Raw genomic sequence first — 26,722 nt, 5'->3', positions numbered from 1 at the left:
TACAGCTTGCCCTAAAATAGACCTTAAACGGTTTTCTGTGTGCAACCTTGGTGCGCTATTCCTGACTTTTGTTGTTATTTCAGCTGTTTCTTATACTGAGTAACGGACATGCAGCTGGTATGTTTTATGCAGTTACTTATATAACTTAAGTCGTCACGGATGATTTATTGCGGAGAAGTACTAATGAGTTTGTGGAAAGTATCAACAGATAGCTGCGAAATTTTAGAGCGCAATGAGGTTTGGCAACAAGCTATGCATAAAATCTGTATGCCGAGTTGCCAATTTCAAACTGACAGCGGCCAATTTCATGGTGATGTCAGCAGTATTAATACCCCCCAAGGTGTTGAGTTTTCAATTTTATCTGGCACACCGATGGAAATTTCGGGTAAATCCAATAGCCAACCTTATTCTTTTTGGCTTGCTTTGTTACTTGAAGGGGATTTCTCTTTAAAATACAAAGGAGAAGAATATCCAGCGCAGATAAATTCTATTATTTACGCCCCAACTGGTTTAGATATGACTTTGTCTGTTAATTCAGATTTTAAAATCTTATATATGAAAGTGCCAAAAACACTCATTCATACTCGTTTATTAAATTTAAATTTAATTGATGTCGGATATTTACCTTGTGACTCTGGCGTTAACAAAGTATTTGCAAGTATGTTGAGCTCTTTAAGTGAAAATATTGATGATCTTGAAACAGAGATGTTACGGCCTATTGAGATTGCATTATCTGAATTTTTAGTGAGTAATCTTATTCATCAAAGTGGTGTATTAGATTTTGGTAGCACAGCAAAAATCCAACATTTTAAACAGATATGCCAATTTATAGATACCAACCTTGCTGACCCACATTTAGCGCTTAATATGGTAGCTGAGAAACACAAAGTGTCTCATAGGTACATTCAAAAATTGTTTGAATCTCGTGGCATTAGTTTTGTTAATTTTGTACGCATAAGACGCTTAGATAGATGCCGATGCGAACTTGGCCATCCAGAGTATAGGCATTTATCTGTGTCTGATATTTGTTTCCGCTGGGGTTTTAATGATGCTGGGCATTTTAGTCGCGTATTTCGCAGTGAATATGACATTACCCCAAGAGACTATAGACGTCAGCAAAGCGACGCCTTAACTACCTCATAATTATAAATAGTGACAGTTAAATTAATGTGGAAAATAGCAGCCGGCTATTTTCCACATTTTTTTGGGTTAAGTTTGAGTCGTTAAGTTAACAATTCAGTAAAAGTCTTAAGCTGAATCTGCGCCAACACTCGGCCAGGTTTTAGTCCAGTCAGTTGGAGGAATTGAAGCAATTAATTCTTTGGTATAAGGATGTTGCGGGTTTGCCAATATTTGCTGGGTATCTCCATGCTCTACAAAGACACCTTTATGCATAACCACTATTTTGTCACATAAATAGCGTACAACGCTTAAGTCATGGGAAATTAACAGTAAGGCAAATTTATGCTCTTGTCTAAGCTCTAGCAGTAAATTCATGATATTGGCTTGCACAGATACGTCTAATCCAGACACTATTTCATCAGCTATAAGTATTTGTGGCACATCACATAAACTACGGCCAATATTCACACGTTGCCGTTGGCCACCAGACAATTGTGTTGGGTAGCGCTGTAAGGCAAGTTCTGAAAGTCCGACATCTATGGCTAATTCAGAAGCTCTTTTTTTTCTGACTGACTTTCTAAATGGACTCTTGTCCATAGCTTGGGTGAGCAACTTCTCTACTTTTCTATTAGGATTTAGTGCAGAGCGGGCATCTTGAAATATCATTTGGATAAGAGAAATTCGTTTTCTCCAACTCTTTTTATCTGCCTCAATATTTTTACCATTCAGTTGAATGACTCCACTGCTTGGTGTCTCTAAGCCCATAATTAATTTCGCTAATGTTGACTTACCGCTGCCACTACCACCAACTATACCTATAAATTCACCGGCTGCGATGGATAAATTAACCTCTGAAACTGCGGGGGTAGTTGGCTCCTGGTTAGTCTTAGAGTGAAAAATTTTAGTTAAATTATTAACAGTCAAAATAGGCGAGTGGCTAAAGGCTTTACCTGTTTGATGGACCGCCTTAGTTTCCTCTGTCACTAAACCTACTGGTATGGATAAGTTAGTTTGATTAGAGTTAGTCGATTGTATAGATGACAGGCTGTCGATATGACCTGTTTTTATACACCTTACACTATGCTGTGATCCTATTTTTAATAGCTTAGGCACCGCAGTGGTACATTCTGCAGTGCTCAGTTTACAGCGACTACTAAAGCGGCACCCTTTCAGTTCAGAAAATGATTCTACTCCTGGCATTTGACCATCTAGAGACTGAAGTCTTAATAATTCTCCTGTCAAAGCGGGCGTGGCGGCTTTTAGCGCCTGAGTATAAGGGTGTGATGGGGAGTCAAATAATGCCTTTGCCTGCATTTTTTCCATTATTTCACCGGCATAAAGTACCGCTACATCATCACAAACATGGGTAGCTAGCCCCATATCGTGAGTCACAAACAATACTGCTGTTCCTTCTTTTTGTTGCAACTTTTTAAGTAATCGCACCACTTGAGCTTGACTGGTGGGATCAAGTGCAGTGGTTGCTTCATCAGCTATTACTAATTCTGGCTTACTGGAAAATGCCATGGCAATTAATATTCGTTGACACATTCCGCCAGATAATTGAAAACTATATTTGTCTAATATGCTTTGAGGGTTAGTCAACATCACGTCGTTGAACGAATCGATAATAGTGTTGTTACATTTATCAAGGGGAATACCAATTCTAACAAGGTGCTCTGTAAACTGTTGTCCTATTGTGAGTACTGGGTTAAGGGCGGTCATTGGCTCTTGGGGAATAAACGCGATGCGTTGACCAAGTAATTGTCTGTGCTCTTCGTCTGACATAAGTAGCAGGTCAAGATCGCCAAACATTAATTGGCCTGATCTAACTGTAAAGTTAGTGGGCAGTTGTCGTGAAATAATTCTGCCAAGCATGCTCTTACCTGCACCTGATTCGCCAACTAAACCAAGAGTTTTAGAAGCATATAATCTGAAATCTATGTCTCGTAAAACACAACTTGATCCATTCACTAATTTTACGTCTAAGTGTAAATTTTTAGCTTCAATGGTAGGTAATTGAGACGACGAAAATAGTGACTCTGAATGGGCTGATACCGAAACTAGCGGTGCTGATTTGTTACTATTTAACGGTTGGTGAATAGTCATATTAATCCTCAGCAGTTCGATTTGCATAATGGCTATTAATGGCTTGCTGTATGCCTTGACCTAGCAATGAAACTGCAAGCACTGTGAGTATCATTGCCAATATTGGAATAAGCAAGGGGTAGACTGAGGTGTACATGGTTTCTAAGCCATCACTTATCATGGCGCCCCATGACGCTGTTTGACTGCCAACAGATTGACCAACAAATGACAATATACTCTCTGCCACAATGGCAATGGCCATTTCTAAGGTCATTAGTGAAATTAGGGTAGGAATGATCCCTGGCAGTACTTCGCGTCTGATAACACCTAGTTCTGAAGTACCGCTTATTCTTGCGGCAGTAACATAGTCTTTTTGTCTAATAACCACGACATCTGCACGTATTACCTTACAAAACCGGGCCCAATCCACCAAAATAATGGTGATAATGACATTGGTTAAGCTAGGTGAAAGCGCGATGAGTAATATAAGTGCTAGCACTACGGCCGGGAATGCTTGCCAGGTTTCTACAAAACGATTAATTATCCAGTCAATCCAGCCACCAAAATAACCGCTCAACAACGCTAATGTTGTGCCGATAATAGCGGCCCCGATGGGCACTAATGCGCCAATAATCATGACTACCTGAGAGCCATAAAGTAACCGTGACAGCACACATTGGCCTAATCCATCGGTACCTAGGGGGTAATCACTGATACCACCCTCAGCCCATGCAGGCGGTAATAATATACTCATTAAGTCTTGTTCGTTAGGATCATGAGGCGCTAATTCAGGTGCAAATAATGCAATGAAACCTAAAATAGTAAAAAAGCCAGCGCCAAGCCAAAGATTAGTATTAGTTAAAAAGGACATACGGAATGATGCAAGGTTGTGTTTCATTTTTGATACCTCAAGCGAGGATTAAGACTTAACAATATTAAATCAGTGCAAGCTGTAACGAGTTGAATAGCTAGGGCGTACACCACAGTAAGCGCTTGAATGACCAACAAATCAAAACTGCCCATCGCTTTTAGCATAAGGTTGCCAATGCCTGGTAATCCGAAAATAGTTTCGATAACTAAAGTGCCACCAATGATGACACTGATCTGTACCCCTATTAAGCTAATGGTGGGAAGTGCGGCATTGCGTAACGCGTGGTGTAGTAAAATTTGTTTTTCGGTTAAACCTCGTAATCTGGCGCCAAGAATATAATCTTCTTTATAAACTTGGCTCAGACTTGAATATAAAACTCTCGCTATGGGGGGAGCAACGCATATCCCTAAGGACAAAGAAGGCAAAATTAAATGCTTAATTACGCTTGTAAATCCTTGCCAGTTTTGGGTAAGTAGGCTGTCAATTATTAAAAAGCCGGTAATAGTTTCAATATGGATGTTGGCATCTACCGGCCCTAAAAAAGGTAACCATTGTAGTGTGACACCTAAGGTAATAATTAAAATTATTCCCCAAAGATAATCTGGCACAGCTAACATAATGGCATTTAGGGTTAGTAAAGGTCGTTCCAAAAAGGTACTTCGCAAGTAAAATGTTGTTAAGCCACTGAGTAAGCCTAAAAATACCCCACAGATAATGCCAAATACTAATAATTGTATGGTGATTGGTAAAGCTTCACTTAAGGTATCAATTACGGGTAAGCCGCTTTGTAAGGACTGACCAAAATCTAATTGAACAGCATTTTGTAACCAAGTTAAAAATTGTATAAGTACTGGTTCATTTAAGCCTAATTCAGTGGAAAGACGGGCAACATCTTGCTTATCTGCACTTGGCGGTAAAAGCATGCTGATAGGATCCACTGGGATGAGTCTCAGGATCAAAAATACCAGTAGTGAAACACTCACTAGCATGGAAAAACGCCACAGTAATTGCCGCAATACAGTGTAAATTAGCGCGCCTGTTTGAGCACCCAATGAGTTGGACTGAAACTGTTGTTTATTAACTTTTAATGACATTTTAATAGCTGAGCCTATGTTTGAATTGTTAATAAATTTCTATGCATAATGGGTGGTTTTAATCCCAATTATTGGGTACCAACCATCCATTTCTATAAGCTTTGTAAGGTAAACTGCTGTTATGAACCACACTATTAATGCCTTCTAATAAAGGAATGCTGAAGCCTTGCTCAACAATCCATTTATTAAAGTCTTTGTATTTTTCTATTCTTTTTGAGTAGTTATTTTCGGATAATAATGGCGTTAAGCGCTGCATTACTTCTTCGCTACGCCATACAGAAAACATGTTATTGGCATTGAGATAAGTACCCGCATATAGTTCCGGATCTCCCGTTGAATTATTCCATAACCATAACACTGGTCCTTGGAAGCTATTATCAGCTACTTTTTGGAAAAATTTTGCAAAATCAATGGTTTCTAATTTTGCTTCGATGCCAACCTTTTTCCACATTTGCATAATTGCTCGTGCCATTAGGTTATCTGCTGGGCTTACGCCTTTAGTTGCAAAAAAGGTAAATTTCACAGGGTTTTTGCTGCTGTAGCCTGATTGTTTTAAATACTCAATTGCTTTAGCGGGATCATAATCAAAATTAGGGGTTGCTTGATAACAAGGTGTTGTCGGGGGGCAAGCACTTGATATTGGTTTAGATATACCAGCAAGTAGCGCTTTGGATATGGCGGTTTTGTTTATTGCGTAATGCATGGCTAATCTAACGTTAATATCTTTTAATGGGCCTCTATTTACCATGTGAATTAAATAGGTGTCGATAGTGGAAGACAAAGCACTCGTTAGTTTAGGCATGTTGCCCATTCGCTTGCTGTCTCGTATAGGAAGTGCATAACTCAAATCTACTTGTGCAGATTGTAAAGCGGCTATTCTTGATGTACTACTGGGAGTGATTTGTACAGTGAGCTTTTCTATTTTGGGTTTACCTGCCCAATATTTATCAAAAGCTTGTAGTGATATGCGATTATTTCGTTGGTAGCTTATTAATTTGTATGGACCTGAGCCAATAGGATGCTCTAAGAACTTCTCAATCCCCACTTTTTCCAAATAGTCTTTAGGTAAGATAAAAGCACCTGCAAAGGCTAGATATTGCAAGGCGGTGACAAAAGGTTTGTTAAAATGAATAATGGCTTGGGTCGGGCTAGGTGTTTCAATGTTAACGATTGATCCCCATATATAACCCAATTGAATGGTCTTATCCTGCTGTGGTCTGTCAAAAAAAGTATATTTAAAGTCTTCCGAGGTTAACTTGTCACCGTTATGAAAATAGACATCGTCACGGAACTGCAACGATAAAGTTAGGCCCTTGTCATCTAACCAAGCATGATTTTTAATAACCGCTGCAGTGAGTTGATTGTCAGCGTCGTAAGCTAAAGGTTGATCGAACATCAATTTATACAAGGATGTTGTGTGTGGAATAACACGACTAGTGGGATCCCAACTTTCTACGTCAAAAGGAAAAGCAATGACGGCGCTTTTAATTGCTTGTTCTTTTGATTGTCCTGCTAGTTGTTGCGCCACAGTGCTATGTATTGTAGCTAGCCAAATTGTTAAGATTACATAAGGCAGGACACCAGATATTTTACGGATTGATGGAATTACACCAGTTAAGCTACTCACAAATCTTCTATACAACATTGCATGCCTTCTTTTAATAATCTGGTTTAAGTTGGACGAAACGTTAAAGACTATTACATAGGCGGACTCGTTTATTCTTGGATAAAACCGCATCAAAACTTGCTGAATTGCTGCTAAGTGGTTTTAGATATTAAATAACGGTAAATGGGGGAGGGATATAGCAACTGCCGCTGGTTTGAATCTAGTTCTGCTATTTATATAAGATATGAAAATTTCTTCTTCTATGTGTTTATAAATTGCTTTTATTGCTGTCAATGCGCTTACGCAACAAAACTTGTACGTAAATTCACAATCATCACTAATTTATCTAACGTAGCATCAATAGCGTAAAAAAAGCGCCTGAATTGGGTAAGTTTCTATTTAGACATTCAGTTATTAGAAAGTTATCCAATATGTGACTGCCAATATAAATAGCAGCATGAACGATAGGCAAAACCGGTCAAGCGCAATAGTGCTACAACTTCAGGAATTATGTATGAGCAAGCGATTTTTAAATGATGATTTTTTTGAAAGCATGGAAAGTTCAATTATTGAAATAAAGGATGCAGAGTCTTTACCACCGCTTTGTTATACAGACCGTGAGTTTTTCGAATTTGAAAAAGAAGCAATTTTTAACCATGAATGGTTGTGTGTCGGGCGTACCGATTGGGTACCTAATAAAGGTGACTTTTTTACTACTAGTATCGTAAATGAACCCGTTGTTGTGGTGCATGATAGAGATGGTGAAATACGTGCCATGTCATCAGTTTGCCAGCACAGAGCTATGCTAGTAGCTGAAGGTTCGGGCAATACTCGTACCTTCACATGCCCTTATCACCATTGGGTGTACAGTTTAAAAGGCGATTTAATTAATGCGCCAGCCATGGAGAAAACCTGTAACTTTCATAAAGAAGACTCTGGTTTACCCCAATTTAAACTAGAACTTTGGCATGGCTTTATCTTTATTAATTTAGATAATGACGCCAAACCACTGACACCAAGACTTGCAGCATTAGAGCCTATCTTGGCTAATTATGATATTGAAAATACTGAAGGCCCCGATGCCGATAAAAACATCAAATACGATTTCAGCTGGAAAGTCATGTTTGAGAATAATAACGATGGCTATCATGCCAACCGCTTACATCACGGCGAATTTCATGATTACATCCCAAGTGAATTAGCAGCGTTTCCAGATGAATTACCAGAAGATACTGCGGGTTACTTTCGTACCAATGGTACTTTACATAAAGATGCTAGTTTTAATCCTACCCAAAAAGCGTTAATGCCGGTTTTTCCAAAATTGAATGAAGAAGAACGTAATCGTATGGCGTTTGCAAACTTACCACCTAGTTTGTCTTTAGTACTAACTTCTGATGCGGTGATTTATTTAATTTTACGGGCAGATGGCCCTGAAAGTCATTATCTGGATTTAGGTGTATTGTTTGCCAAAGGTGCTATGGCAGAGCCTGATTTTGATGTCAACATGGAGCAAGTTATTGAACGTGCTCTGGATATAAATGCTCAAGATGTACATGTAGATGAAATGGTACAGATAGGCTTACGTTCGCGTTATGCACCTAGAGGCCGTTACTCTTGGCAAGAAGGCGCACAACGCCAATTTAATACTTGGTTAGTACCGCGCTATAGAGCGTTATGGGAGCAAATGAAAGCAAAGCAAGATAAGGCTCAATAACCCTATGATTACTGACATGTTAGAGTTGAAAGTGGTTAACGTTTGGCAAGATGGGGAGGGGGTACGTTTGTTTGATTTACGTCCGTTAGACACTTCAACTTTACCCGAATTTACCCCTGGTGCCCATATTGATGTAAAAATAGCGGTACAAACAGGTGACGACATTACCCGTCAGTATTCATTATGTAATCATCCCGACGAACGCCATCGTTATGTGATTGCGATTGCTTTGGCCGCAGACAGCAAAGGTGGTTCAAAATGGCTACATGGATCTGTTAACGAGGGCGATATTTTATCGGTTAGTCAGCCTAGAAATCATTTTATGTTGGCAGATGAAACCTCTCATTCGATACTTATTGCTGGTGGCATTGGTATCACTCCAATTTTGACTATGGCTTATGGATTAGAGCAACAAGGTAAAAGTTGGGAGTTACATTTCACTGCCCGTAGTGCAAGCAAAGCACCATTGTTAAACCAGATAATGACTTTGCAAGATAGCGCTAAACTTGGGCGTGTTTATCTGTATTACACCCGAGAAACACCGGCAAATCGTTTAGATTTCAATAAAATTCTTAGCAGTGCGCCTGCAAATAGCCATTTTTATTGTTGTGGTCCCAATGCTTTGTTGCAAAGCTATAATAACAGTTTGGCACATTTACCAGCTGATAAAGTGCATTTTGAGCATTTTCAGTCAGAACATGAAGTGGCAACTGAAGGTGGCTATACCATAGAGTTATCTAGGTCTGGTAAAGAGTTAGTAGTACCAAAAGGCTCGAGCGTGCTTGATGTCCTGAAGCAGAACTCAATCAATATTACTTATGCATGTGCCGAAGGCGTATGTGGCAGCTGCGAAGTGCAAGTGATATCAGGCATACCTGATCATAGAGATATGGTACTTTCAGATGATGAAAAAAGTGAAAATAGCTGCATGATGGTATGTTGCTCTGGTTCACTTAGTGAGCGTCTAGTTTTAGATTTATAATATCAAGCAACCTAGAGAACCAAATTCGGCTAACTAGGTTGTTTTTATTTTTTAATAAATAACCATTACTGTTAAGTAGCAGTTCTAATCAGCAATTTCTACCTTCCAATTCGTAACTCTTAATTGTGCGCTCTCAAATCTTACTTACCTACTTATACACTCCCAGCCTTATACAATATATTTTTTAGTGTTAGGTAATAAAGCTTACACACTAACAATGGTGCACGCACTTGTATCGCTACTCGCTCTAGCTTGGATTGCAGGGTAAATTATTGGCTGTATACTTGTGTTGGTACTTCTGCATTGGGCGGTGTTCTTGTTGTATGTAGTTGAAGTTTAGTTGGCTAGTGATTAAGAAATTTAAGAATACTAGAGAATAGGGTAGGAATAGTTTTAAAATTTAAGAGAGTAAAAGAAATGACAGCTTTATTTCTCAGTAAAGAAAAATAAAACTGCCATAAAGTTACTTAAAAACTTTTAACTATTGATGAGAAATTAAGGTTCTTTAGTCTCAACTGCGATAGGTTTTTCACCCTTAACCCATAATCTATGGGCCATTCTTTGATATTTGGTGTCGTCAAAAAGTGAACCAGTATGTAAGGTACAGCGGTTATCCCACATAAGTACATCGCCTTTTTGCCATTTGTGAGAAAACACGTATTTAGGCTGAGTCACGTAATCAACGAGTTCATCGACTAGTTTCATCGCTTCGTCGTCTTCCATACCAATAATATGTTTAACTGTACCTGTACTGATCCATAAGGCTTTACGGCCATCGGCAGGGTGAACCCGTATCATTGGGTGAATAACGTCAGGGTTATCTTGGCGTTGTTCATCGGTTAACTGGTAACTATTAAATTCACGATTTTCTACGAAATGCACATAAGAATGATGAATTTTAAGGGGATCTAATTGCGCCTTTCTATCTTCAGCTAAATCATTGTAAGCAGCGACCTGATCCGCTAATAAGGTTTCTCCACCTTCGTCTGGCACCTCTACTGCATAGAGCATGGTAGACATTACAGGTTCTGCTTTGTAAGAATAATCTGTATGCCAACCTACACCATCATTATGGGCACCAAGGGCGTTACCATCTTCATCTGTCATATTTGATAATCTAAATATATGAGGGTAACCAGGTAAACAATAATTCTTCTGGGTGTGCAATTCTGGCTCACCAAAAGCCGAAATAAAGCGCATCAGATCATCTGGCTCCATGGTTTGATTTCTAAGTAAAATAGCACCATGTAAACGAAATGCTTGTACTACTTTTTCAAGTGTCGCGTCATCTGCTGACTGCAGATCAACATTTTCTATTAGTGCGCCAAATTCATCTTTTAAAGGTTTTATTTGTAGTGTTTCAGTAGACTCAGCTAATGAGGTTTTCATAAATTCAATTCTCCAATTCTAAAACTATTGCTTACCGCAAACTGAAAGGGCGGTTAATGCATAAATCAGTGCGCTTTTCACTAGATCTTCAGGGGTGGCAGCAAATCTAGGCATACCAGTGGTGATAGCTGGTACTCTTTGCATATTAAATACGTTATGGTCACGCCACATGCTCGAATAGGCTGGGTGGGCACGCTCAATAGCGTCGCCATTCACTGCCTTGGTAGCATCACAAAGTGATTTAACTAAAGGTGACACCGCAGTTGGGTCGGCTTCATAACCATTACGAACCACCATAGGTTCAATCTCGTATCCGGCAATATCTAAGGTCGACATAACCTGCTTAAGCTCATGATAAGACTGTGCGGCAGTTTGTTGTGGGGTCAGTCCAACATCAAGATAAACAGAACAAATATCCGTTCCGGCTCCAAATGATGTGGGTGAGCCTGCTTTGATAGCGTCTATTTGTGCTTTAGGGATAGATACTCCTCCAGCAGTTTCATAATGGTTATCGGCTTCATACTTTAATGACCAACTATGTAAAGCATCTATAACCGTACCTAATTTATAGATAGGATTTGGGTGTGAATTAACATCAGTAGGGGCATCTAGAATAGGGGTGAATACACCTTCTCCAAAAATCTGAATGCGATAAAGCACATAACCACATCCTTGCCATGTTACGCCCCAATCACAGCCTTCTGCTGCAATCGCATAATCAGCAACCACACCACCATGATGGAACAAATAGTTGGCACCAATATCTTTACCAAGGTAATCAACACCTTCATATTGTTCCATTGGCTCTGGACCAATTTCACCTGGACATGCGGTTAGATAAAGTTTTCCTGCTAAATCAAATCCTGCTTTTTTAAGGGCTTTGGCGGCAATTAAGAAACAACTCATTGGTCCGCGGTCGTTATAAATAGGGAAACCGTGAAACTTGCCATCTTCTAACCAGCAGGTTTTCCATTCTGGGTTGGCTAAATTTTGTTCTGTAAACCTATGTTTATTAATATGGGGATCATCACTCGGGCTTTCTGTATCCAAATGTGCAGTGAATAACAGGTTTTTGCCCATGCCTGTGCCACCAAATTCGCCAATAATATTTTGGCGCTCAGGAGTAGCACCACATTGACGAGTTTTAAAGCCGTTGTCTTGCAGCCAATCAAACACAAATTTTGAAGACTCGGCCTCGAATCGAGACTGACTAGGAATATTACCTAAGGTTAAAACAAGCTCTGTAAGCTCATCCATATCGATAGCTGCTTTAATTTTTTCTACATCTTCATCTGTGATGTTATAAGCCACCTTCGTATCAGAAGGATAAAGTGGACTGATCATTGTTATTTCTCCCACATTTCACAAATGTTATGTGTATTGCTTAATAAGGCAAAACTGCTTGCCATGGTATATAAACTGGCATTGTGGACGTCTGTCTCATAAGCAGCGCAGGCATCCGGTGCGACAATCGTATGATAATCATGATGAAAAGCATCCCTAACCGTGGACTCAACACAACACTCAGTGGTTATGCCGCAAAATACTAAGGTGTTGATATTATTTGTCTTTAATTTTTGGTTAAATTGAGTGTCATAAAATGCGCTGTAACGGCCTTTATAAATAACCGGATCTGTTGGTTCAGGAAGGATTTTATAGAAGTCCATTCCAGAGGTGCCTTCGCGACAAATGGCACTTTCAATCTCAGCATCTTTACCTTGACGAGTCATACGCTCTCGCCATGCTGGTGAGTCATCTTTAGCCGATGTTTTAAGGCCAATAAAATACACGGGCACACCAGCTTTACGCGCACTTTCAACCAGTTCCAAGCATTTATTCAAGGCTGGTTGTAATGGGCTCATGTCTAAACCAAATTGACCTAATAAACCTTCAGGGCTAGCAAAATCAACCTGTACATCTATGATGCATAAAGCCGTTCTTGTGGGAGAAACCCAAGATGGTTGTAGTTCAGTTAGCTGGTAAGTTGCACAACTATTATCCATAGTGTGCTCTTAGGTCTGGTAAAATTTCCTGACCAAATTTATGTAATCCAACTTCATAATCATCAAAAATAATCATCACTCCATCCATTTCGGTGCCATCAATCATGTCTATGAGTTTTTGTTTAACTGTTTCTACAGTACCCACTAATTCACGGCTCATAAACGCGCCTTGTGCCCTGATCACCATAGCGTTATCTTTGAGAGCTGGGTCAATACCATAAGAGCGCATCATACCTTCAACAGCGCCAGCATCTTTACCTTGACGATAATATTCGGCTTTGGCTAAGGCTTCTTCATCGGTATCACCAATAATTAAAATAGCCATGCAGTAGCACTTAACTGAGGTGTCTATTTCAGCAGCAATTTCTCGGGCACGGCGGGTGATTTTTAAGGTTTCTTCATCATTTTTGCCACCAACAAAACAGGCATCTGTATTTTTTACAGAGAAACGTAAACCCCGTTCAGATTGACCTGCACATACAGTAAATGGTTTTTTAGCGGGTTTAGGTTGAGAAACGCAATCTTCAAAATCGAAGTATTTTCCATCGTAATTGACATGATCTTCTTTCCATAAATTATGGACTAAATCACTCCATTCTTGTGCATAGACGTAACGTTCATCATGGTCCACATCATCACGCCAGGCACCCATTTGGTTAAGTTCATCTCTAAATGAGCCTGATACTATATTTAAACCTGCACGACCCTCAGATATTTGATCTAAAGTGGTTACCATTTTTGCAACAGCACCTGGATTCATCAATAAGGTATGCACAGTGGCAATTATTTTGGAGTGGCTAGTGGCTTCTGCAATACCTGCCATCATAGTTAAAGATTCTAATGACGTGCCCCAATGTTCAGTGGTACCACCATAGCCACGCCATTTTGCCATAGACATAATAAAATCCATTTTATAACTGTCTGCAATCATAGCGGCGCTTTTATTTTGTTTATAAGAAGCATCTAGCGTGGGTGTGTTTTCTGACACAATCCAACCGCCGTTTGCTATGGGTAAAAACACACCAAATTCTTTGTTGTTAGTTGTCAATTTAAATACTCCTATTAAAAATTACTTATCCGCACTTTGTGCGACAAGAATGTTGTTGTTAATTGGTTCAGGTCCGTTTTGTTCGGCTGTTTGTTGAGTGGTTAATCTAGGTGGACGCATAAAGATTATGCTGATGAAAATGATGACAGGTATGCTACCTATGATTAAAAATGGAAGAACAAAACTACCGGTAATATCTCGTAAATAACCACAAATTAAGGGGGCTGCAGATGCGATTGTTGCTCCAACATTCATCAGTGAATACAAGGGTAAATAAGGGCCTGTGCCAAAATAGCGAACCAGTAATACAGTGCAGGATAAAAATGTCAGGCCATAACCACAGCCAATCGCAAAAGAAAAATAACCAATAGTAGGTAATGATTGAGCAAAGCTTAGGGTAAACATACCAGATGCAGATAATAACAAGGCAACGAGCAACATTTTTTTAGGGTCAATGTATTCACCTATAAACCCGCCAACAATTCGAGAGATTGCGTTACATAAAGCCACGGCAGAAAGTAGCGCAGAAGCTTGCGCAAATGAAATTCCGATTTCTTTTATATGGGACACCGAAAAGCTATTGACACTGATCATGACAAACAAACAACTTGAATAAGTCGCTAGCAATAGCAAGTATTGAGGTGTTCTTACTGCGGTTTTGAAGGTCCATACTTGTTCTGTTTCGTATACACGTTTTGTAGCGGTATCCGCTTTTTCCTGTTTGGGCGGGAGTTTTAAACGCTTCGTATCAGTGAAAAGAAAAGTGATTAAAATTAATGATACAGCTATTGTAATGGCCGTTAACATCACTAGCCAATGAAAACGCCAACTGCCTAAAATATCTGTTGCCAGCCAAACAGTGATAGGGCCAACAATGCCCCCTATACCACCTACTGTGTAATATATGCCAAAAGCAGTGGAATGTTTTTTGAAAAAATGGGTGATCACGTAAGTGCCTGGTACAGTACCTACAAAGCTGTAGCCTACTCCAAGTAATATACAACCAGAAAAATAAGATGCGGGTGTTTGGGTCTTAAATAGCAATATAAAACCTGCTATTAAGATAATTAATCCAATAATTAACGTAGCAGGTAAGCCCCATTTTCTAATGGTTATAGAAGGTAAGTAGCTGCTTGGCCCACAGGCAATGCCTAAACAGGTAAAGCCTAGACCAGCAATAGTCCAGTCCCAATCTAATTCACTTACCATAGAGGGCAGGACCACCCCTAGAGAACTAAATGTAGCTGCGGTAATAGTGAAGTAACACAAACTAAACGTAAATAATACGAGTTTTGCTTGAGTCCCTGTGGTTAAATTCTTCATGTGAGCCTTTTAAAATATAAGTTTGTTAACGATCATTTTTATATAATTATTTATGGTACTTTTTATTCCCGTTTTCGATGCGCTATATGAACTAGTCTTTTACTAAACTGGCGATTGGAACAGGCTGTATTTCGGGACTATCCGAAATAACTGAGGAGTTAGGGGTATCATCTAAACGAGGAGGGCGCATAAAGCTTATACCAATAAACATGAGGACTGGCAGGGATCCAATAATTAAAAATGGAAGAATAAAACTACCGGTCATATCACCTAAGTATCCACAAAGTATCGGGGCTGCAGACGCGAACGTAGCGACTACGTTCATAAGTGAATACAAAGGTAAATAAGGGCCTGTGCCGAAATACCGAACCAGTAACACAGTGCATGATAAAAAAGTCAGGCCGAAACCACTGCCGATAGCAAATGAATAAAAGCCAATAGTAGGGAGTGACTGACCAAAACTTAGAACCAGCATGCCTAGAGCCAATAACATTAGCGCTATAAGGAGCATGACTTTAGCGTCAAAGTATTCGCCAATAAAACCGCCAATAATTCTGGAAATGGCATTACATAAAGCTACGGCAGAAAGTAGGGTAGTGGCTTGCGTAAATGATATACCCACTTCAGTGAGATGGGTGACTGAGAAACTATTCACACCAATCATCACAAACAACACAGTTGTATAGGTTGCCATTAATAATAGGTATTGAGGTGTTTTTACGGCGCGTTTAAAGGTCCAAACTTGCTCTGTTTCGTAGACCCGTTTTTTAACTTGATCTGTTTTTTCATGCTTGGGCGGCTGTTTTAACCGCTCGGAGTCTGTGAACATCAGGGCTAATAAAATTAAACCTACCGAAACTGTAACAGCCGTCAACATAACCATCCAATGAAAACGCCAGTTACCTAAAACATCAGTGGCCAACCAAACAGTGATAGGGCCTATAACACCACCTAAGCCGCCAATGGTGTAATAGATGCCAAATGCGGTGGAATGTTTTTTGAAAAAATGGGTGATCACATAAGTACCAGGTACAGTACCTACAAAACTGTAACCTGTGCCGATTAATATGCAGCCAGCAAAGTAAGACATAGGTATTTGGGTTAAAAACAGTGTTATAAATCCTGTACCTAAAATCATTAGGCCAATAAATAAAGTAGCCGGTAACCCAAGTTTTCTAATGGTCACCGATGGTAAATAGCTACTCAGACCACAAGCTATGCCTAAACAAGTAAATCCAAAACCTGCAGTGGTCCAATCCCAATCTAATTCACCGAGCATTGCCGGTATAACAACCCCAAGAGAACTAAATGTAGCGGCAGTAATAACAAAGAAGCATAGACTGAAGGTACTTAAAATAAACCAAGCTTGCTTATCTGCACTGATTTTAGGCATTTGAATAAATCCTTGTGGTTGTATATCGGATACAAATGGGAAGTTTGTTAGGAATCATCCCAAGTCATACATTAGCATTTGCGTAGTCGATAAATTTGTTGTTATCTGTATGAATAATTGGCATATTGTGCATAGGCTTTAACTATTGTTTAACAAAGATTTCGTAGTATTAGTGCTCTCAATATTGGAGCTTATACATCAGTAATTCTAAATAAAATTATTAACTGAAAGTCCACTGAGACATCAAAAATAGCGAAGATATTACAGTGGACTAAAAACTTGATTTAAGATTTATTATTCAGAATCAGGTTCACCATTATCGAAAACGCTTCTGGGAATTTTTACATGCACCCCTTGAACCGTATCCACAACTTGCGTCACAGCAAAATCACTGCTGACACTCATTAATGAATACGCATCATCTTTGGATAAACCTCGGTGATCGGTAAGTAACTCCAGCATATCCAGAGAGGCGTTTTTCATTGCTACGTTTAAATCTTCATCAAATCCATGGACAATAAAATAGTCAGGGGTTTCTAATAAAGGTGAAGGAAATTTGAAATCCTTACGTAGAATGATTTGCATCGTCACGTCAAGCGATGCCTCAATTGCCGTGCCACTAATTTCTCCATCTCCTTGTGATATGTGTGGGTCACCAATACTAAATAAACCACCTTCAACCTGCACTGGGTAATACATGGTTGAACCGGCACCAATTCTCCAGTTATCAATATTGCCACCATGTTTACCTGGAGGAATTGTACTGACTCGGCCAGCAACATCTGGTGCTACACCAGCTGTACCTAAATGAGGACGGACTGGAATACGAACGCCATTTAATGTTTTTTCGCGTTCACATTCTGGGCAATGAGTGATAGTGCCAGGTGTTTCATATTTGCCTTTGAAATCATAAGCATAATGACCATGGGCTTGCATGCTAGCCATGTCTAAGCGATATATAGTAACGCGCTCTTTTTGTTTAAATTCATCATATAAATGTCCCCAATTGGCCGCCAAATTAGAACCATATGAAAATCGTGGACGCATATTTAAATAACGTACTTCAAGTATATCACCTGGTTGAGCGCCTTCGACGTATATGGGGCCTGTCATTAAATGTACACCAGGATTTCTGTCCGCTTCAGGAACGCCTGCCCAAATGGCCTTAAGTGCATCATCCATCATTAATTCAGGTGCATCTCCAGCATGATGGGTAATGGCTTCAGCTTGAATAATGTCACCACTTTTAACTTTAATTGCAGGGGCTTTTGTGGCTGAGAAATATCCCCAATGGCAGTTTTCAAGGGTAGCTTTTAATGTATGTAAATTAGTGGGCTGTTTACGATCCGCATCGGTTAAATCATCGGTTTTTAGAAGCGACATAGAAGTCTCCTGTATTGTAGGTTTAGCAAACGCAGATCATGCACGGCAGCGTTTTTCAGGAAAAAGATTACGTCGTACTAGCTTTTATTTCTTGGTCGTTTACGCCTCAATAATTGTCTTAATCCCCCTTAATTCTCCCTAATTAATATGATTGATGGATAAGTTGACTAGTTGGTCAATGCAATATTGAGGCCTAACAGCGTTGGATTTTGAATTAATAACCAGATATTGAGTACTAGACTTAATATCATTATTTATTAAAAGAGACATAACTGAGCAAGCTATTGCGAAAATAATTACTCAGTTTGTTCTGTAAGGTATTGATTTATATTTTGAAAGTTGAATATTTTTGATGTTGTAAATACAACTTAGTTAAATATAATAGTTGTCATATCTAATGAGCCATATTCTGCATAAGTAGTTTCGAACCGGTAGGTATCATCAGACAATCTTGCGCCTAAAACATACAATAAGGGGATGAAATGATCTGGATGCGGTACAGATTTCTGTGCTTCTGCACCAAAATCTAAGTAGTTTATAATATTTTCTGGAGTGTCATTTGATATAGCATCTCGAATATAGTCTCCAAAACGTTGCGCCCAATCGAACGTCATGTTGCGCTTATTCCAATCCATTACCCCTAAGTTATGAACAATATTGCCACTACCTATAACCCAATAACCTTCATTACGTAATTGGGCTATTTTTTGTCCAACACGGAAGTGGTAGGCCATATCTTTAGTGTGGTCCATAGACAACTGAACTACTGGGACATCTGCCTTAGGGAATACTTTAGATAAGACACACCATGTACCGTGATCAAAACCCCAACTGCTATTGAGTTGGGCATCTTCTTCAGCCAATATACTGCTTAACTTTGATGCTAGCTCAAGGCTGCCAGGAGCTGGGTATTGCATCTCGTACATAGCTTGGGGGAACCCACCAAAATCATGAATGGTTTTGGGTTTTTCCATAGAGGTAATAGCGGTTCCATCTGTGTACCAATGGGCTGATATACAAATAATGCCTTTGGGTTTAGGAAACTCTTTTCCTATACTTTGCCATAATTGCGTGGCTGTATTGTCTTCTAGTATGTTTCCTGGGCTACCATGACCAAAAAAGATTGCGGGCATAGTTGTTTGGTTTAGTAAGCTCATTTTCATTCGTTCCTTTGCTGTAGTTAGATCAAAATATTTATCTTTCAAGGCATCATTATAGAAATCGTTAATCTGGTTATCTTGTACTAAACCGCCAACATAATTGAATTAAAGCGTCGATATAGCAGATTAAGATAAGTTGATACAAGTTTTTGTGCAGAATTCGGCAAGACCTATCAGTTACCATCACGTAAATTTACTGCCGTGAATATAGTTTGTAGCAATAATTAATATAAAGGCAGTGATAGCATCATGAAAATAGGTATTATTTGTGGAAGTCAGCGTAGTAAATCGCAAACCGCCAAGGTGGGCGCATTTATTCAAGAACAACTTAATACACAAAGTATTGATACCTTTGTTCTTGATTTAGGAAAGGCACCGCTTCCTAATTTTGATGATAGTTTTTGGTATGAACCACAAGGTGAACTGCAAGTCACATGGAAACCAATATCAGCAGAACTTAAGGAATGTGATGGCTTTATCGTTATTACCCCAGATTGGCATGGCATGGTGCCGAGTTGTTTAAAGAATTTCTTTCTGTTTACTGATGTTAAAGATATGGCGAATAAGCCAGGCTTAATTATTGCAATTTCTGCTTCAGTTGGAGGCTATTTACCGATAGCGGAATTACGTATTAGTAGTACAAAAAATAACCGCCTGTGCTGGATCCCAGACCATTTAATTGTTCGAAATGTTAAACAGTGTTTCAATGAAGAAAAAGTATCTGATGACACTGATGATATATATATCCGCGCTAGACTGCAGCATACCATCGATATCTTATTAGAGTATTCCAAAGCGTTAAGTTCAGTACGTCAAAGCGAAGTAAGCAATTATAGTTTGTATAAATTTGGCATGTAGTCATTTAGACAACTATTTAAAGAACAATTTAGATAACTATTTGGTCAATACAGTTTATCAAAAATCACGATATGTAATCGTAAGAGGAATAAATGAATAATAAATTACAAATAAAAGCACTGACTCAAAACATTGGCGCTGAGATTTCTAATGTCGACCTGACTGAAGAATTATCAGCAGATATACGCAGTCAACTTTTCGATGCGATTATGGAGTACCAAGTGATTTTTTTTCGTGATCAGCCTATTAATCATGAACAACATAAGGAGGTAGGTCGTATCTTTGGAGATCTAATTATTCATCCAGGGGTAGCTGGCATAGAAGGCCATGAGGACATAGTGGCGATACATGCAGATAAAGATTCTAAATATGTGGCTGGTGATAATTGGCATACTGATTTGAGCTGTAATGCAGAGCCGCCTATGGGTTCTATGCTGTATTTACATACTATACCTGATATAGGTGGTGATACTTTGTTTTCATCTATGTATGCCGCCTATGATGCGCTTTCACCTAGAATGCAAGAATATTTGTCAGGCTTAGAAGCAGAACATGACGCTAATCATGTATATCACGCTATTTTTGGTGATTATTCAAAAACCTATCCATGCAATGTGCACCCCGTTATCCGTACTCATCCTGTTACCGGTAAAAAGTCTATATATGTCAATTCTTCGTATACCACACGCATAATGGGCCTATCTAAAACCGAGAGTGAAGGCATTCTTACTATGCTTTATAACCATGTTAAAGATCCTAATTTTCAGGTGCGCTTTACTTGGCAACCCGATTCAATTGCTATTTGGGATAACCGCTGTACGCAACATTTTGCTGTATGGGACTACTTCCCTCAGACACGTTCAGGTTATAGGGTCACTATGGCAGGGGAAAAACCAGAATAATGACATGAAGCAGGGGAGTTAACGCGCTTTTTTCTGGTGACTTAGGCTACTTTGCTCTATTCGCACAATCACAATTAGTGATTAAATTAATCAAACTTATACATCGAAAATAGCGGCGGTTGACCTTGAATGGATGTTATTGCCGCTGCTTGTGTGGTAATTGCACAATGAAGATCAACAATCCCTAATAGCTTAAGTTTTTTAGCCATTATTTGGCAGCAAGCTTTTCATTCTGCTGTTTATTTACGTTCTATGTAAGCTATGCCGTAATATTTCCTCATTAAGTTACCGGAGAACTAGATGAAAAGTAAAAGTCCATTACTGTTATTAATATTGATGGTAATTTTTAGTCCACTGGCGATTGATCTATTTTTACCCGCATTACCGATCATGGCACAGGAATATTCGGTATCTTTAACATATATACAAGCTAGTATTACTGTATATATTTTAAGCATGGGGTTTGGTCAATTAGTAAGTGGTCCGCTGGCTGATCGTTATGGCCGCAGACCTATCGCATTGGCTGGCATCCTAATCTACGGGGTTGCTTCGATATTGACAGCAATGGCCTCTAATATTGAATTGTTATTATTCTCGCGGATGATTCAAGGGTTTGGTGCCTGTGCAATTGTAGTTGCCGCATTTTCTTGTGTTCGCGATCGATATGACGCCTTACAAAGTGGCATGATGTATAGTTATCTTAATGGAGCTATTTGCTGTATTCCAGCGTTGGCTCCACTACTAGGTAATATATTGACAGAACATTTTGGTTGGCGTAGTAACTTTGAATTTATGGCTATTTATGCCGTTTTCGCTGGAACGATTATCGCTATAACTTTACCTGAAACTCGTCCAGCACAGACCACACAGTATAAACGTTTGCTCTCTTTGGCCCGTTACAAACCAATATTAAGACATCCAGTATTTCTATTTCATTCAATGGTAGTGATGTTGGCAATGGCTATTATTATTGCTTATGTCAGTAGTTCGCCTGCTTGGTTAATGGCTAGATTAGGACTAAGTCAGTCTGAATTTGTTTTTTGGTTTAGTTTAAATGCGACACTTAATATTGCTACATGTCTTTCAGCTCCAAAAGTATTAAAAAGTTGGGGGGCAAGAAAAACCATAGGTTTTGGCATGGTGATGCTGATTGTGGCCGGTTTGTTGATGCTAACGCTATTACAAGTTCCTAGTCCTATAGGATTTATGTTACCCGTAATGGTGAGTTCATTTGGTGTTTCCTTATTGATGGGGGCATGTTCAGGCCAGGCTCTCGCGCCGTTTTCAAATAATGCAGGTACAGCATCGGCATTATTAGGTTTCTTTCAAATGAGTGGTGCTGCAGTTATCGTAGGATTGTTTCAGTTATTACCACTGAATGAAGCAGAACAGCTAACGTTAATGATGTTAATAGCAATACCCGTTTATGCCCTTTGGCGTTGGCCGAAAATGAAAACAAGGATCATGTTTACTTAAACCAATCTTGTTGTTTTAATTGTTGGCAGAACCAGTTTAGTGCTTTTCCCTGCTTGCCTTTTTCACTAGCCATGTAGATAGGTGTTGCAGGACGGGGGAGGGCACAACTTTTAGCTATTAATGTGCCTTCAGCTAAGTGGTATTTAATTAAATGTAAGGGCAGAAAACCAACACCTACCCCTTGGACTTGGGCTTGTATTTTACTTTGCATATTACTGACCCGAATTGTTTGTTTACTCTCGAAAATGCCAGAGGAACGACTAGGTAAAGTACGTGAACTGTCTGCTACAACTATGCTGGGATATTGTTTAATATGCTGAGTTTCAAGTAGCCCAATAAAATTAGCTAATGGATGCTGGTTGGCCACTACAAAGACAAATTCAACAGAACCCATTTGATGTACGTCGAATTGCCCTTTAGGTAACTCGCCGGTTAAACCAATTGCAATGTCTGCTCGTTTGCTATGTAGAGCATCCCAGCCTCCGCCAAGAGCTTCTTCTATAATGTTGATTTCTACTTGTTTGTCTAACTGACAAAAACTGCCAATAATATCAAATATTTGCTGGTCAGGAATTATCGTATCTTTGGCTATGGTCAGCGATGTTTCCCAACCTGATTCTAATTGATGAATTTTTTCTTCCAGTTGGGACGTGGCTTTTAAAAGAGCAACACCTTCTTTAATAAGTAAATATCCCGCCGGAGTTAATATCGCGCGTTTGGCACTGCGATCAAATAATACTACGCCTAAGTCTGTTTCCAATTTTTGTATGGTGTACGTGAGGGCAGAAGGGACTTTAAATAAAGCTTCTGCAGCAGCGGCAAAACTGCCTTTTTGATGTATGGTGTCGATCACTCTTATAGCATCAAGTGTAATAGCGTTGCGCATTTGTGGAGATCATCCTTTTAAAAAAGTGGATTATTGTATGAACTAAAATTCACATCGAATAATCCACTGCATACGTGTACTTTAAGGTAAATCAAACACTAAGGCTTCTAAAATTTGTTGGCTATTGTTGATTAATTGCAGAATTGATTGGTCTGTAATTTTAGCGCCATCACCAGGCTTTAGAATTTGACCACTTATATTTAATTGTCCTTCTACCACTTGGATAAATACTTTGCGGTTATTTGTTATGTTAAGTTGCTGCTGGGTGCCGCTAGCTAAATACAAATGACTGACACTAGCCTGTTGTTTTATCTTAAGGGTTCCATTTTCACCGTTTGGCGTAATGATAGGCGTTAAGCCTTGAGTTTGGCCAAAGTCTTTTTGTTGATAACCCGGAATTCCACCTAAACTTTCTGGTTCGATCCAAATTTGTAAAAGTTTAAGAGGGTCAGAATCTGAACCATTATATTCGCTATGTGTTATTCCTTTGCCTGCAGACATTATTTGAAACTCACCTTTAGGTAATTGTTGAACATTGCCCATACTGTCTTTATGTTCAATAACGCCCTGCGTCACAAAGGTGATGATTTCCATATCTCTGTGACCATGGGTACCAAAACCAGTCGCGGGGGCTATGGTGTCATCATTGATCACGCGTAATGCAGAGAAGCCCATATGTTTAGGATCGTGATAAGAACCAAATGAAAATGTATGTTTGCTGTCTAACCAATCAAAATTAGCTTGGCCTCTGTCGGCAGCTTTTCGTATGTCGATCATAATAATTGTCCTATATTAATAAAAGTTACTTAAGCCAATTTTTAACGATTAAGTTATCAACTGCCAGTTTACCTGAGCCAGAAAATACCAGTGAAACTGTGATTGCCAGCAATGCTAATGCAAACTCATACCCATTGTTTGACATAAATAAACCATTTTCGATATGCACAGTGAATATAGCGACCAACATAGTGATAGCCAATACTAATGCAGTTGGACGAGTTAACAATCCTATTAAAATAAATATACCGCCAAAAAATTCAGCACTGCCGGCCAATAATGCCATTAAGTAGCCCGGTTCTAAGCCAATTGATGCCATCCATTGGCCCGTGCCTTCAAGACCATATCCACCAAAAGAAGCAAATAATTTTTGCGCACCGTGGGCAATAAAAGTAATACCTACTGGTATACGTAATGCTAAAGGAGCTAATCCTGCTGTCGTTGATAATAGTTTAGTGATTTGTTGGGTGTTCATTTGTATTCCTTAAAATTCAGTTTAATATATTTAACGTTTCATCTTTGTCAGCAAATTTGCTGCTGGAATAACTTTAGTTCACATAGAAAAGATAAAAAATCGGAATGTTTTGCATTAACAGTTCAAATTTTTTGAATGAAAACTGTTGCTGAATAATTTTGTACATAGCTAAAAGAAAATAGGCTAACTAGTTATAGTAACAGCTAGGTATAATTCGTTACTTTTTATGCTTATAACCCTTATGGAAAATAGAATTAATGAGTCAAGCAGATACGGTCATAGTACTGGATTTTGAAACAACGGGTTTGTCACCAGACTATGGCGATCGGGCAATTGAAATCGGCGCGGTTAAAATTCAAAACGGCATGGTCATAGATAGGTTTCAAGCCTTAATGAACCCAGGTAGACGGGTCAGTGGGTTTATAGAAAATTATACTGGCATTACCAATGCTATGCTTAAAACAGCCGCACCATGTGAAGAGGTTATGCAGCAATTTGCTAATTTTATCAGTGACTATAATCTGGTAGCACATAATGCGTCTTTCGATAAACGATTTTTGGATGCTGAACTAGCAAATATTTCACGCAGCTACTCGGGACAATTTTCTTGCTCTATGTTGATGGCCAGACGAATATATCAACAAGCACCAAATCACAAATTATCAAGTTTAGTTCGTTATACTAACATTCAATCTGCTGGTGAATTTCACCGAGCTTTATACGATGCAGAAATGACCGCAAAATTTTGGTTAATTATGCTAGCGGATATGCAACAAACATATAATCTTGGTTCTATTCCATTTCTATTAACACAAAGATTAGCCAAAACGCCTAAACAAAAAGTACAAAGTTTACTGAGTAGTTGGGCTTAAACTTGGCGGAGAAAGGATGAAAAAGGGTTGATTAATCAACCCTTTGTTATCTTGTTACGTGAAAAATACTTACCAACTTAACTTAAACACAGTAGTTTCATCGTATTTGTCACTAGGCTTTAAAATAGTCCGTGGTGAACCTTTGATATTTGGACCGTTCTGGTACTTAGAGGTTTCAATACAAAACGCTTTAAACTGGCCATATTGGGTACCGTCTTCTCTGGCTAAATTGTCAGAGGTATAACGACCAGTATACAAAAGAGTGCTTGGCTCAGTACTGAATACCTCTAATGAACGGCCACTGGTTGCTTCAGTTATTGTGGCAATTTTATTTAATGCTTTTTGAGGATTGTTAAATACATAAAAGTGTTCAAAACCCATAGGCAATTGGGTAAAGGCCTCACCAATACGTTTTGATTGATTAAAGTCTGTTACCGTTCCTTTTACGGCTACCAATGTGCCATCAGCAATATTTGTTTCATCGGGTTTTAAATAGTAGTCGCTTGATAGTTGCAGTTTGTGATCTAGGATGTTTTGCTTGAAGCCGTTTAGATTAAAATACGTATGATTGGTGAGAGATAAAGGGGTCGCTTTGTCTGTATCAGCAAGATAATGAATACTCAATTCATTGTTGTTATTAAGTTGATATTCTACAGATACGTTCACAGTGCCTGGATAACCTTGGTCACCGTCTGGGCTGATCATAGTCAGTTTTACTGCAACGTAACTGTCGTTGGTAATTGACTCTGCCTGCCACATTTGGCGATCAAACCCTACTGAGCCACCATGTATATGATGTTCCCCCATGTTTTTATCTAAATTGTAATTTTCACCATTAAGCTCAAACGTTGCATTCTTCATTGCAGAGGCGTAACGGCCAATCGTGCCACCAAAATATGGCGAGTTTTCAATATAATCATCATTAAAGTAGCTCTCAAAATTATCAAAACCAGTAGTGATAGATCCGAGCTTTCCGCTCTTATCTGGAATGATGATGTTTGTGACTGTCGCGCCATAGTTGGTGATTTTAACCGTCATATCATTGGCATTTGTAAGGGTGAAAAGCGAAACCTCTTGGCCATTATACATACCAAATTTTGTTTGATTAATTGACAATTCAATAGACGAAACTTTTTCTTTTTCAGCAGAGCAACCGACATTGGTTATGATTATCACTGCCAACATTAGTCGACAAAACCTAGTATTAGTTATAAACATTATTATTTTCCTAGTGTTGTTATTTGTATATAAAGCAAAGAGTAAAGGGAATCTGTCTAGCAGTAAAGATTGTTTTTTACATATG

The 26,722-nt window shown here is 39.0% G+C and carries 23 protein-coding genes; 7 read left to right on the top strand and 16 right to left on the bottom strand.

Going from position 1 to position 26,722, the window contains the following annotated elements:
* The first annotated feature begins 183 nt into the window (after positions 1-183).
* Positions 184-1,143 (top strand): helix-turn-helix domain-containing protein, encoded by a 960-nt coding sequence (locus GQR87_RS11450; RefSeq protein WP_158969433.1) that lies wholly within the window; start codon positions 184-186, stop codon positions 1,141-1,143.
* A 105-nt stretch (positions 1,144-1,248) separates the two neighbouring features.
* Here the strand turns inward: GQR87_RS11450 and GQR87_RS11445 are convergent, their stop codons facing one another.
* From GQR87_RS11445 to GQR87_RS11430, 4 genes are read right to left on the bottom strand one after another with little or no spacing between them, the layout of a single operon-like run.
* Positions 1,249-3,228 carry an ABC transporter ATP-binding protein gene (locus tag GQR87_RS11445; RefSeq protein WP_158969431.1) on the bottom strand — a complete coding sequence of 660 codons (1,980 nt, stop codon included), beginning with the start codon at positions 3,226-3,228 and terminating at the stop codon, positions 1,249-1,251.
* A gap of 1 nt (position 3,229) precedes the next feature.
* Positions 3,230-4,105 (bottom strand): ABC transporter permease, encoded by an 876-nt coding sequence (locus GQR87_RS11440; RefSeq protein WP_199271605.1) that lies wholly within the window; start codon positions 4,103-4,105, stop codon positions 3,230-3,232.
* On the bottom strand, positions 4,102-5,172 hold the full coding sequence (locus GQR87_RS11435; protein WP_158969429.1) for an ABC transporter permease: 1,071 nt from the start codon (positions 5,170-5,172) through the stop codon (positions 4,102-4,104). Before GQR87_RS11435 ends, GQR87_RS11440 begins: the two co-directional genes overlap by 4 nt.
* A 58-nt stretch (positions 5,173-5,230) precedes the next feature.
* Positions 5,231-6,817, bottom strand: a complete 1,587-nt coding sequence (locus GQR87_RS11430) for an ABC transporter substrate-binding protein (RefSeq protein ID WP_158969426.1) — start codon at positions 6,815-6,817, stop codon at positions 5,231-5,233.
* A 475-nt stretch (positions 6,818-7,292) separates the two neighbouring features.
* On the opposite strand from GQR87_RS11430, the gene GQR87_RS11425 reads away from it, so the two are divergent.
* Together GQR87_RS11425 and GQR87_RS11420 are read left to right on the top strand one after the other, a co-directional pair.
* On the top strand, positions 7,293-8,492 hold the full coding sequence (locus GQR87_RS11425; RefSeq protein ID WP_158969424.1) for an aromatic ring-hydroxylating dioxygenase subunit alpha: 1,200 nt from the start codon (positions 7,293-7,295) through the stop codon (positions 8,490-8,492).
* Positions 8,493-8,508: 16 nt separating this feature from the next.
* On the top strand, positions 8,509-9,474 hold the full coding sequence (locus GQR87_RS11420) for a PDR/VanB family oxidoreductase (protein ID WP_158969422.1): 966 nt from the start codon (positions 8,509-8,511) through the stop codon (positions 9,472-9,474).
* A gap of 495 nt (positions 9,475-9,969) precedes the next feature.
* Here GQR87_RS11420 and GQR87_RS11415 read toward each other — a convergent pair whose 3' ends face one another.
* From GQR87_RS11415 to ygiD, 8 genes are all read right to left on the bottom strand, one after another.
* The gene (locus GQR87_RS11415) at positions 9,970-10,863 is read right to left on the bottom strand and encodes a TauD/TfdA family dioxygenase (protein WP_158969420.1); all 894 of its coding nucleotides are present in this window, start codon (positions 10,861-10,863) and stop codon (positions 9,970-9,972) included.
* A 24-nt stretch (positions 10,864-10,887) separates the two neighbouring features.
* Positions 10,888-12,207, bottom strand: a complete 1,320-nt coding sequence (locus GQR87_RS11410; protein ID WP_158969418.1) for a M20/M25/M40 family metallo-hydrolase — start codon at positions 12,205-12,207, stop codon at positions 10,888-10,890.
* Positions 12,208-12,209: 2 nt separating this feature from the next.
* Positions 12,210-12,866 (bottom strand): cysteine hydrolase family protein, encoded by a 657-nt coding sequence (locus tag GQR87_RS11405; RefSeq protein ID WP_158969416.1) that lies wholly within the window; start codon positions 12,864-12,866, stop codon positions 12,210-12,212.
* Positions 12,859-13,914: an LLM class flavin-dependent oxidoreductase gene (locus tag GQR87_RS11400; RefSeq protein ID WP_158969414.1), complete on the bottom strand. Its 1,056-nt coding sequence runs from the start codon at positions 13,912-13,914 to the stop codon at positions 12,859-12,861. Before GQR87_RS11400 ends, GQR87_RS11405 begins: the two co-directional genes overlap by 8 nt.
* A gap of 21 nt (positions 13,915-13,935) precedes the next feature.
* Positions 13,936-15,237, bottom strand: a complete 1,302-nt coding sequence (locus GQR87_RS11395; protein ID WP_158969412.1) for a CynX/NimT family MFS transporter — start codon at positions 15,235-15,237, stop codon at positions 13,936-13,938.
* 91 nt (positions 15,238-15,328) lie between these two features.
* Positions 15,329-16,630 carry a CynX/NimT family MFS transporter gene (locus GQR87_RS11390; RefSeq protein ID WP_158969410.1) on the bottom strand — a complete coding sequence of 434 codons (1,302 nt, stop codon included), beginning with the start codon at positions 16,628-16,630 and terminating at the stop codon, positions 15,329-15,331.
* A 294-nt stretch (positions 16,631-16,924) separates the two neighbouring features.
* On the bottom strand, positions 16,925-18,013 hold the full coding sequence (locus tag GQR87_RS11385) for an acetamidase/formamidase family protein (protein ID WP_158969408.1): 1,089 nt from the start codon (positions 18,011-18,013) through the stop codon (positions 16,925-16,927).
* Between the two features lie 368 nt (positions 18,014-18,381).
* The gene (gene ygiD / locus GQR87_RS11380) at positions 18,382-19,170 is read right to left on the bottom strand and encodes a 4,5-DOPA dioxygenase extradiol (RefSeq protein ID WP_199271604.1); all 789 of its coding nucleotides are present in this window, start codon (positions 19,168-19,170) and stop codon (positions 18,382-18,384) included.
* A gap of 252 nt (positions 19,171-19,422) precedes the next feature.
* On the opposite strand from ygiD, the gene GQR87_RS11375 reads away from it, so the two are divergent.
* The 3 genes from GQR87_RS11375 (at position 19,423) to GQR87_RS11365 (ending at position 22,409) form a co-directional block, all read left to right on the top strand.
* Positions 19,423-20,031, top strand: coding sequence for an NADPH-dependent FMN reductase (locus tag GQR87_RS11375; RefSeq protein ID WP_158969406.1), 609 nt, complete (start codon positions 19,423-19,425; stop codon positions 20,029-20,031).
* A 92-nt stretch (positions 20,032-20,123) separates the two neighbouring features.
* Entirely contained in the window at positions 20,124-20,933 is an 810-nt protein-coding gene (locus GQR87_RS11370; protein ID WP_158969404.1) for a TauD/TfdA family dioxygenase, read from the top strand.
* Positions 20,934-21,233: 300 nt separating this feature from the next.
* Positions 21,234-22,409, top strand: coding sequence for a multidrug effflux MFS transporter (locus tag GQR87_RS11365; RefSeq protein WP_158969402.1), 1,176 nt, complete (start codon positions 21,234-21,236; stop codon positions 22,407-22,409).
* On the opposite strand, the gene GQR87_RS11360 is transcribed toward GQR87_RS11365, so the two are convergent.
* From GQR87_RS11360 to GQR87_RS11350, 3 genes are all read right to left on the bottom strand, one after another.
* Positions 22,402-23,295, bottom strand: coding sequence for a LysR family transcriptional regulator (locus GQR87_RS11360; RefSeq protein WP_158969400.1), 894 nt, complete (start codon positions 23,293-23,295; stop codon positions 22,402-22,404). The two genes, GQR87_RS11365 and GQR87_RS11360, sit on opposite strands and share 8 nt — an antisense overlap.
* A gap of 81 nt (positions 23,296-23,376) precedes the next feature.
* Positions 23,377-24,072, bottom strand: coding sequence for a pirin family protein (locus tag GQR87_RS11355; RefSeq protein WP_158969398.1), 696 nt, complete (start codon positions 24,070-24,072; stop codon positions 23,377-23,379).
* Positions 24,073-24,097: 25 nt separating this feature from the next.
* Positions 24,098-24,547: a DoxX family protein gene (locus tag GQR87_RS11350; protein WP_158969396.1), complete on the bottom strand. Its 450-nt coding sequence runs from the start codon at positions 24,545-24,547 to the stop codon at positions 24,098-24,100.
* Positions 24,548-24,804: 257 nt separating this feature from the next.
* Here GQR87_RS11350 and GQR87_RS11345 point away from each other — a divergent pair, with 257 nt between their 5' ends.
* A complete protein-coding gene (locus tag GQR87_RS11345; protein ID WP_158969394.1) occupies positions 24,805-25,419 on the top strand; it encodes a PolC-type DNA polymerase III in 615 nt (204 codons plus the stop codon).
* Between the two features lie 69 nt (positions 25,420-25,488).
* Here the strand turns inward: GQR87_RS11345 and GQR87_RS11340 are convergent, their stop codons facing one another.
* Positions 25,489-26,637, bottom strand: coding sequence for an aldose epimerase family protein (locus GQR87_RS11340; protein WP_199271603.1), 1,149 nt, complete (start codon positions 26,635-26,637; stop codon positions 25,489-25,491).
* Positions 26,638-26,722: the final 85 nt, after the last annotated feature.

It is taken from the genome of Paraglaciecola sp. L3A3, assembly GCF_009796765.1.
Classification (GTDB): domain Bacteria; phylum Pseudomonadota; class Gammaproteobacteria; order Enterobacterales; family Alteromonadaceae; genus Paraglaciecola.
This window is presented reverse-complemented; position numbering and strand designations above follow the sequence as displayed.

Bases quoted from the DNA above. Each gene is read 5' to 3' on its own strand.
- GQR87_RS11355 (WP_158969398.1), bottom strand. From the start codon at position 24,072: ATGATCGACATACGAAAAGCTGCCGACAGAGGCCAAGCTAATTTTGAT.
- GQR87_RS11370 (WP_158969404.1), top strand. From the start codon at position 20,124: ATGAATAATAAATTACAAATAAAAGCACTGACTCAAAACATTGGCGCT.
- GQR87_RS11375 (WP_158969406.1), top strand. From the start codon at position 19,423: ATGAAAATAGGTATTATTTGTGGAAGTCAGCGTAGTAAATCGCAAACC.
- GQR87_RS11350 (WP_158969396.1), bottom strand. From the start codon at position 24,547: ATGAACACCCAACAAATCACTAAACTATTATCAACGACAGCAGGATTA.
- GQR87_RS11450 (WP_158969433.1), top strand. From the start codon at position 184: ATGAGTTTGTGGAAAGTATCAACAGATAGCTGCGAAATTTTAGAGCGC.
- GQR87_RS11390 (WP_158969410.1), bottom strand. From the start codon at position 16,630: ATGCCTAAAATCAGTGCAGATAAGCAAGCTTGGTTTATTTTAAGTACC.
- GQR87_RS11435 (WP_158969429.1), bottom strand. From the start codon at position 5,172: ATGTCATTAAAAGTTAATAAACAACAGTTTCAGTCCAACTCATTGGGT.
- ygiD (WP_199271604.1), bottom strand. From the start codon at position 19,170: ATGAGCTTACTAAACCAAACAACTATGCCCGCAATCTTTTTTGGTCAT.
- GQR87_RS11425 (WP_158969424.1), top strand. From the start codon at position 7,293: ATGAGCAAGCGATTTTTAAATGATGATTTTTTTGAAAGCATGGAAAGT.
- GQR87_RS11405 (WP_158969416.1), bottom strand. From the start codon at position 12,866: ATGGATAATAGTTGTGCAACTTACCAGCTAACTGAACTACAACCATCT.
- GQR87_RS11415 (WP_158969420.1), bottom strand. From the start codon at position 10,863: ATGAAAACCTCATTAGCTGAGTCTACTGAAACACTACAAATAAAACCT.
- GQR87_RS11420 (WP_158969422.1), top strand. From the start codon at position 8,509: ATGTTAGAGTTGAAAGTGGTTAACGTTTGGCAAGATGGGGAGGGGGTA.
- GQR87_RS11365 (WP_158969402.1), top strand. From the start codon at position 21,234: ATGAAAAGTAAAAGTCCATTACTGTTATTAATATTGATGGTAATTTTT.
- GQR87_RS11430 (WP_158969426.1), bottom strand. From the start codon at position 6,817: ATGTTGTATAGAAGATTTGTGAGTAGCTTAACTGGTGTAATTCCATCA.
- GQR87_RS11340 (WP_199271603.1), bottom strand. From the start codon at position 26,637: ATGTTTATAACTAATACTAGGTTTTGTCGACTAATGTTGGCAGTGATA.
- GQR87_RS11345 (WP_158969394.1), top strand. From the start codon at position 24,805: ATGAGTCAAGCAGATACGGTCATAGTACTGGATTTTGAAACAACGGGT.
- GQR87_RS11445 (WP_158969431.1), bottom strand. From the start codon at position 3,228: ATGACTATTCACCAACCGTTAAATAGTAACAAATCAGCACCGCTAGTT.
- GQR87_RS11360 (WP_158969400.1), bottom strand. From the start codon at position 23,295: ATGCGCAACGCTATTACACTTGATGCTATAAGAGTGATCGACACCATA.
- GQR87_RS11395 (WP_158969412.1), bottom strand. From the start codon at position 15,237: ATGAAGAATTTAACCACAGGGACTCAAGCAAAACTCGTATTATTTACG.
- GQR87_RS11440 (WP_199271605.1), bottom strand. From the start codon at position 4,105: ATGAAACACAACCTTGCATCATTCCGTATGTCCTTTTTAACTAATACT.
- GQR87_RS11410 (WP_158969418.1), bottom strand. From the start codon at position 12,207: ATGATCAGTCCACTTTATCCTTCTGATACGAAGGTGGCTTATAACATC.
- GQR87_RS11385 (WP_158969408.1), bottom strand. From the start codon at position 18,013: ATGTCGCTTCTAAAAACCGATGATTTAACCGATGCGGATCGTAAACAG.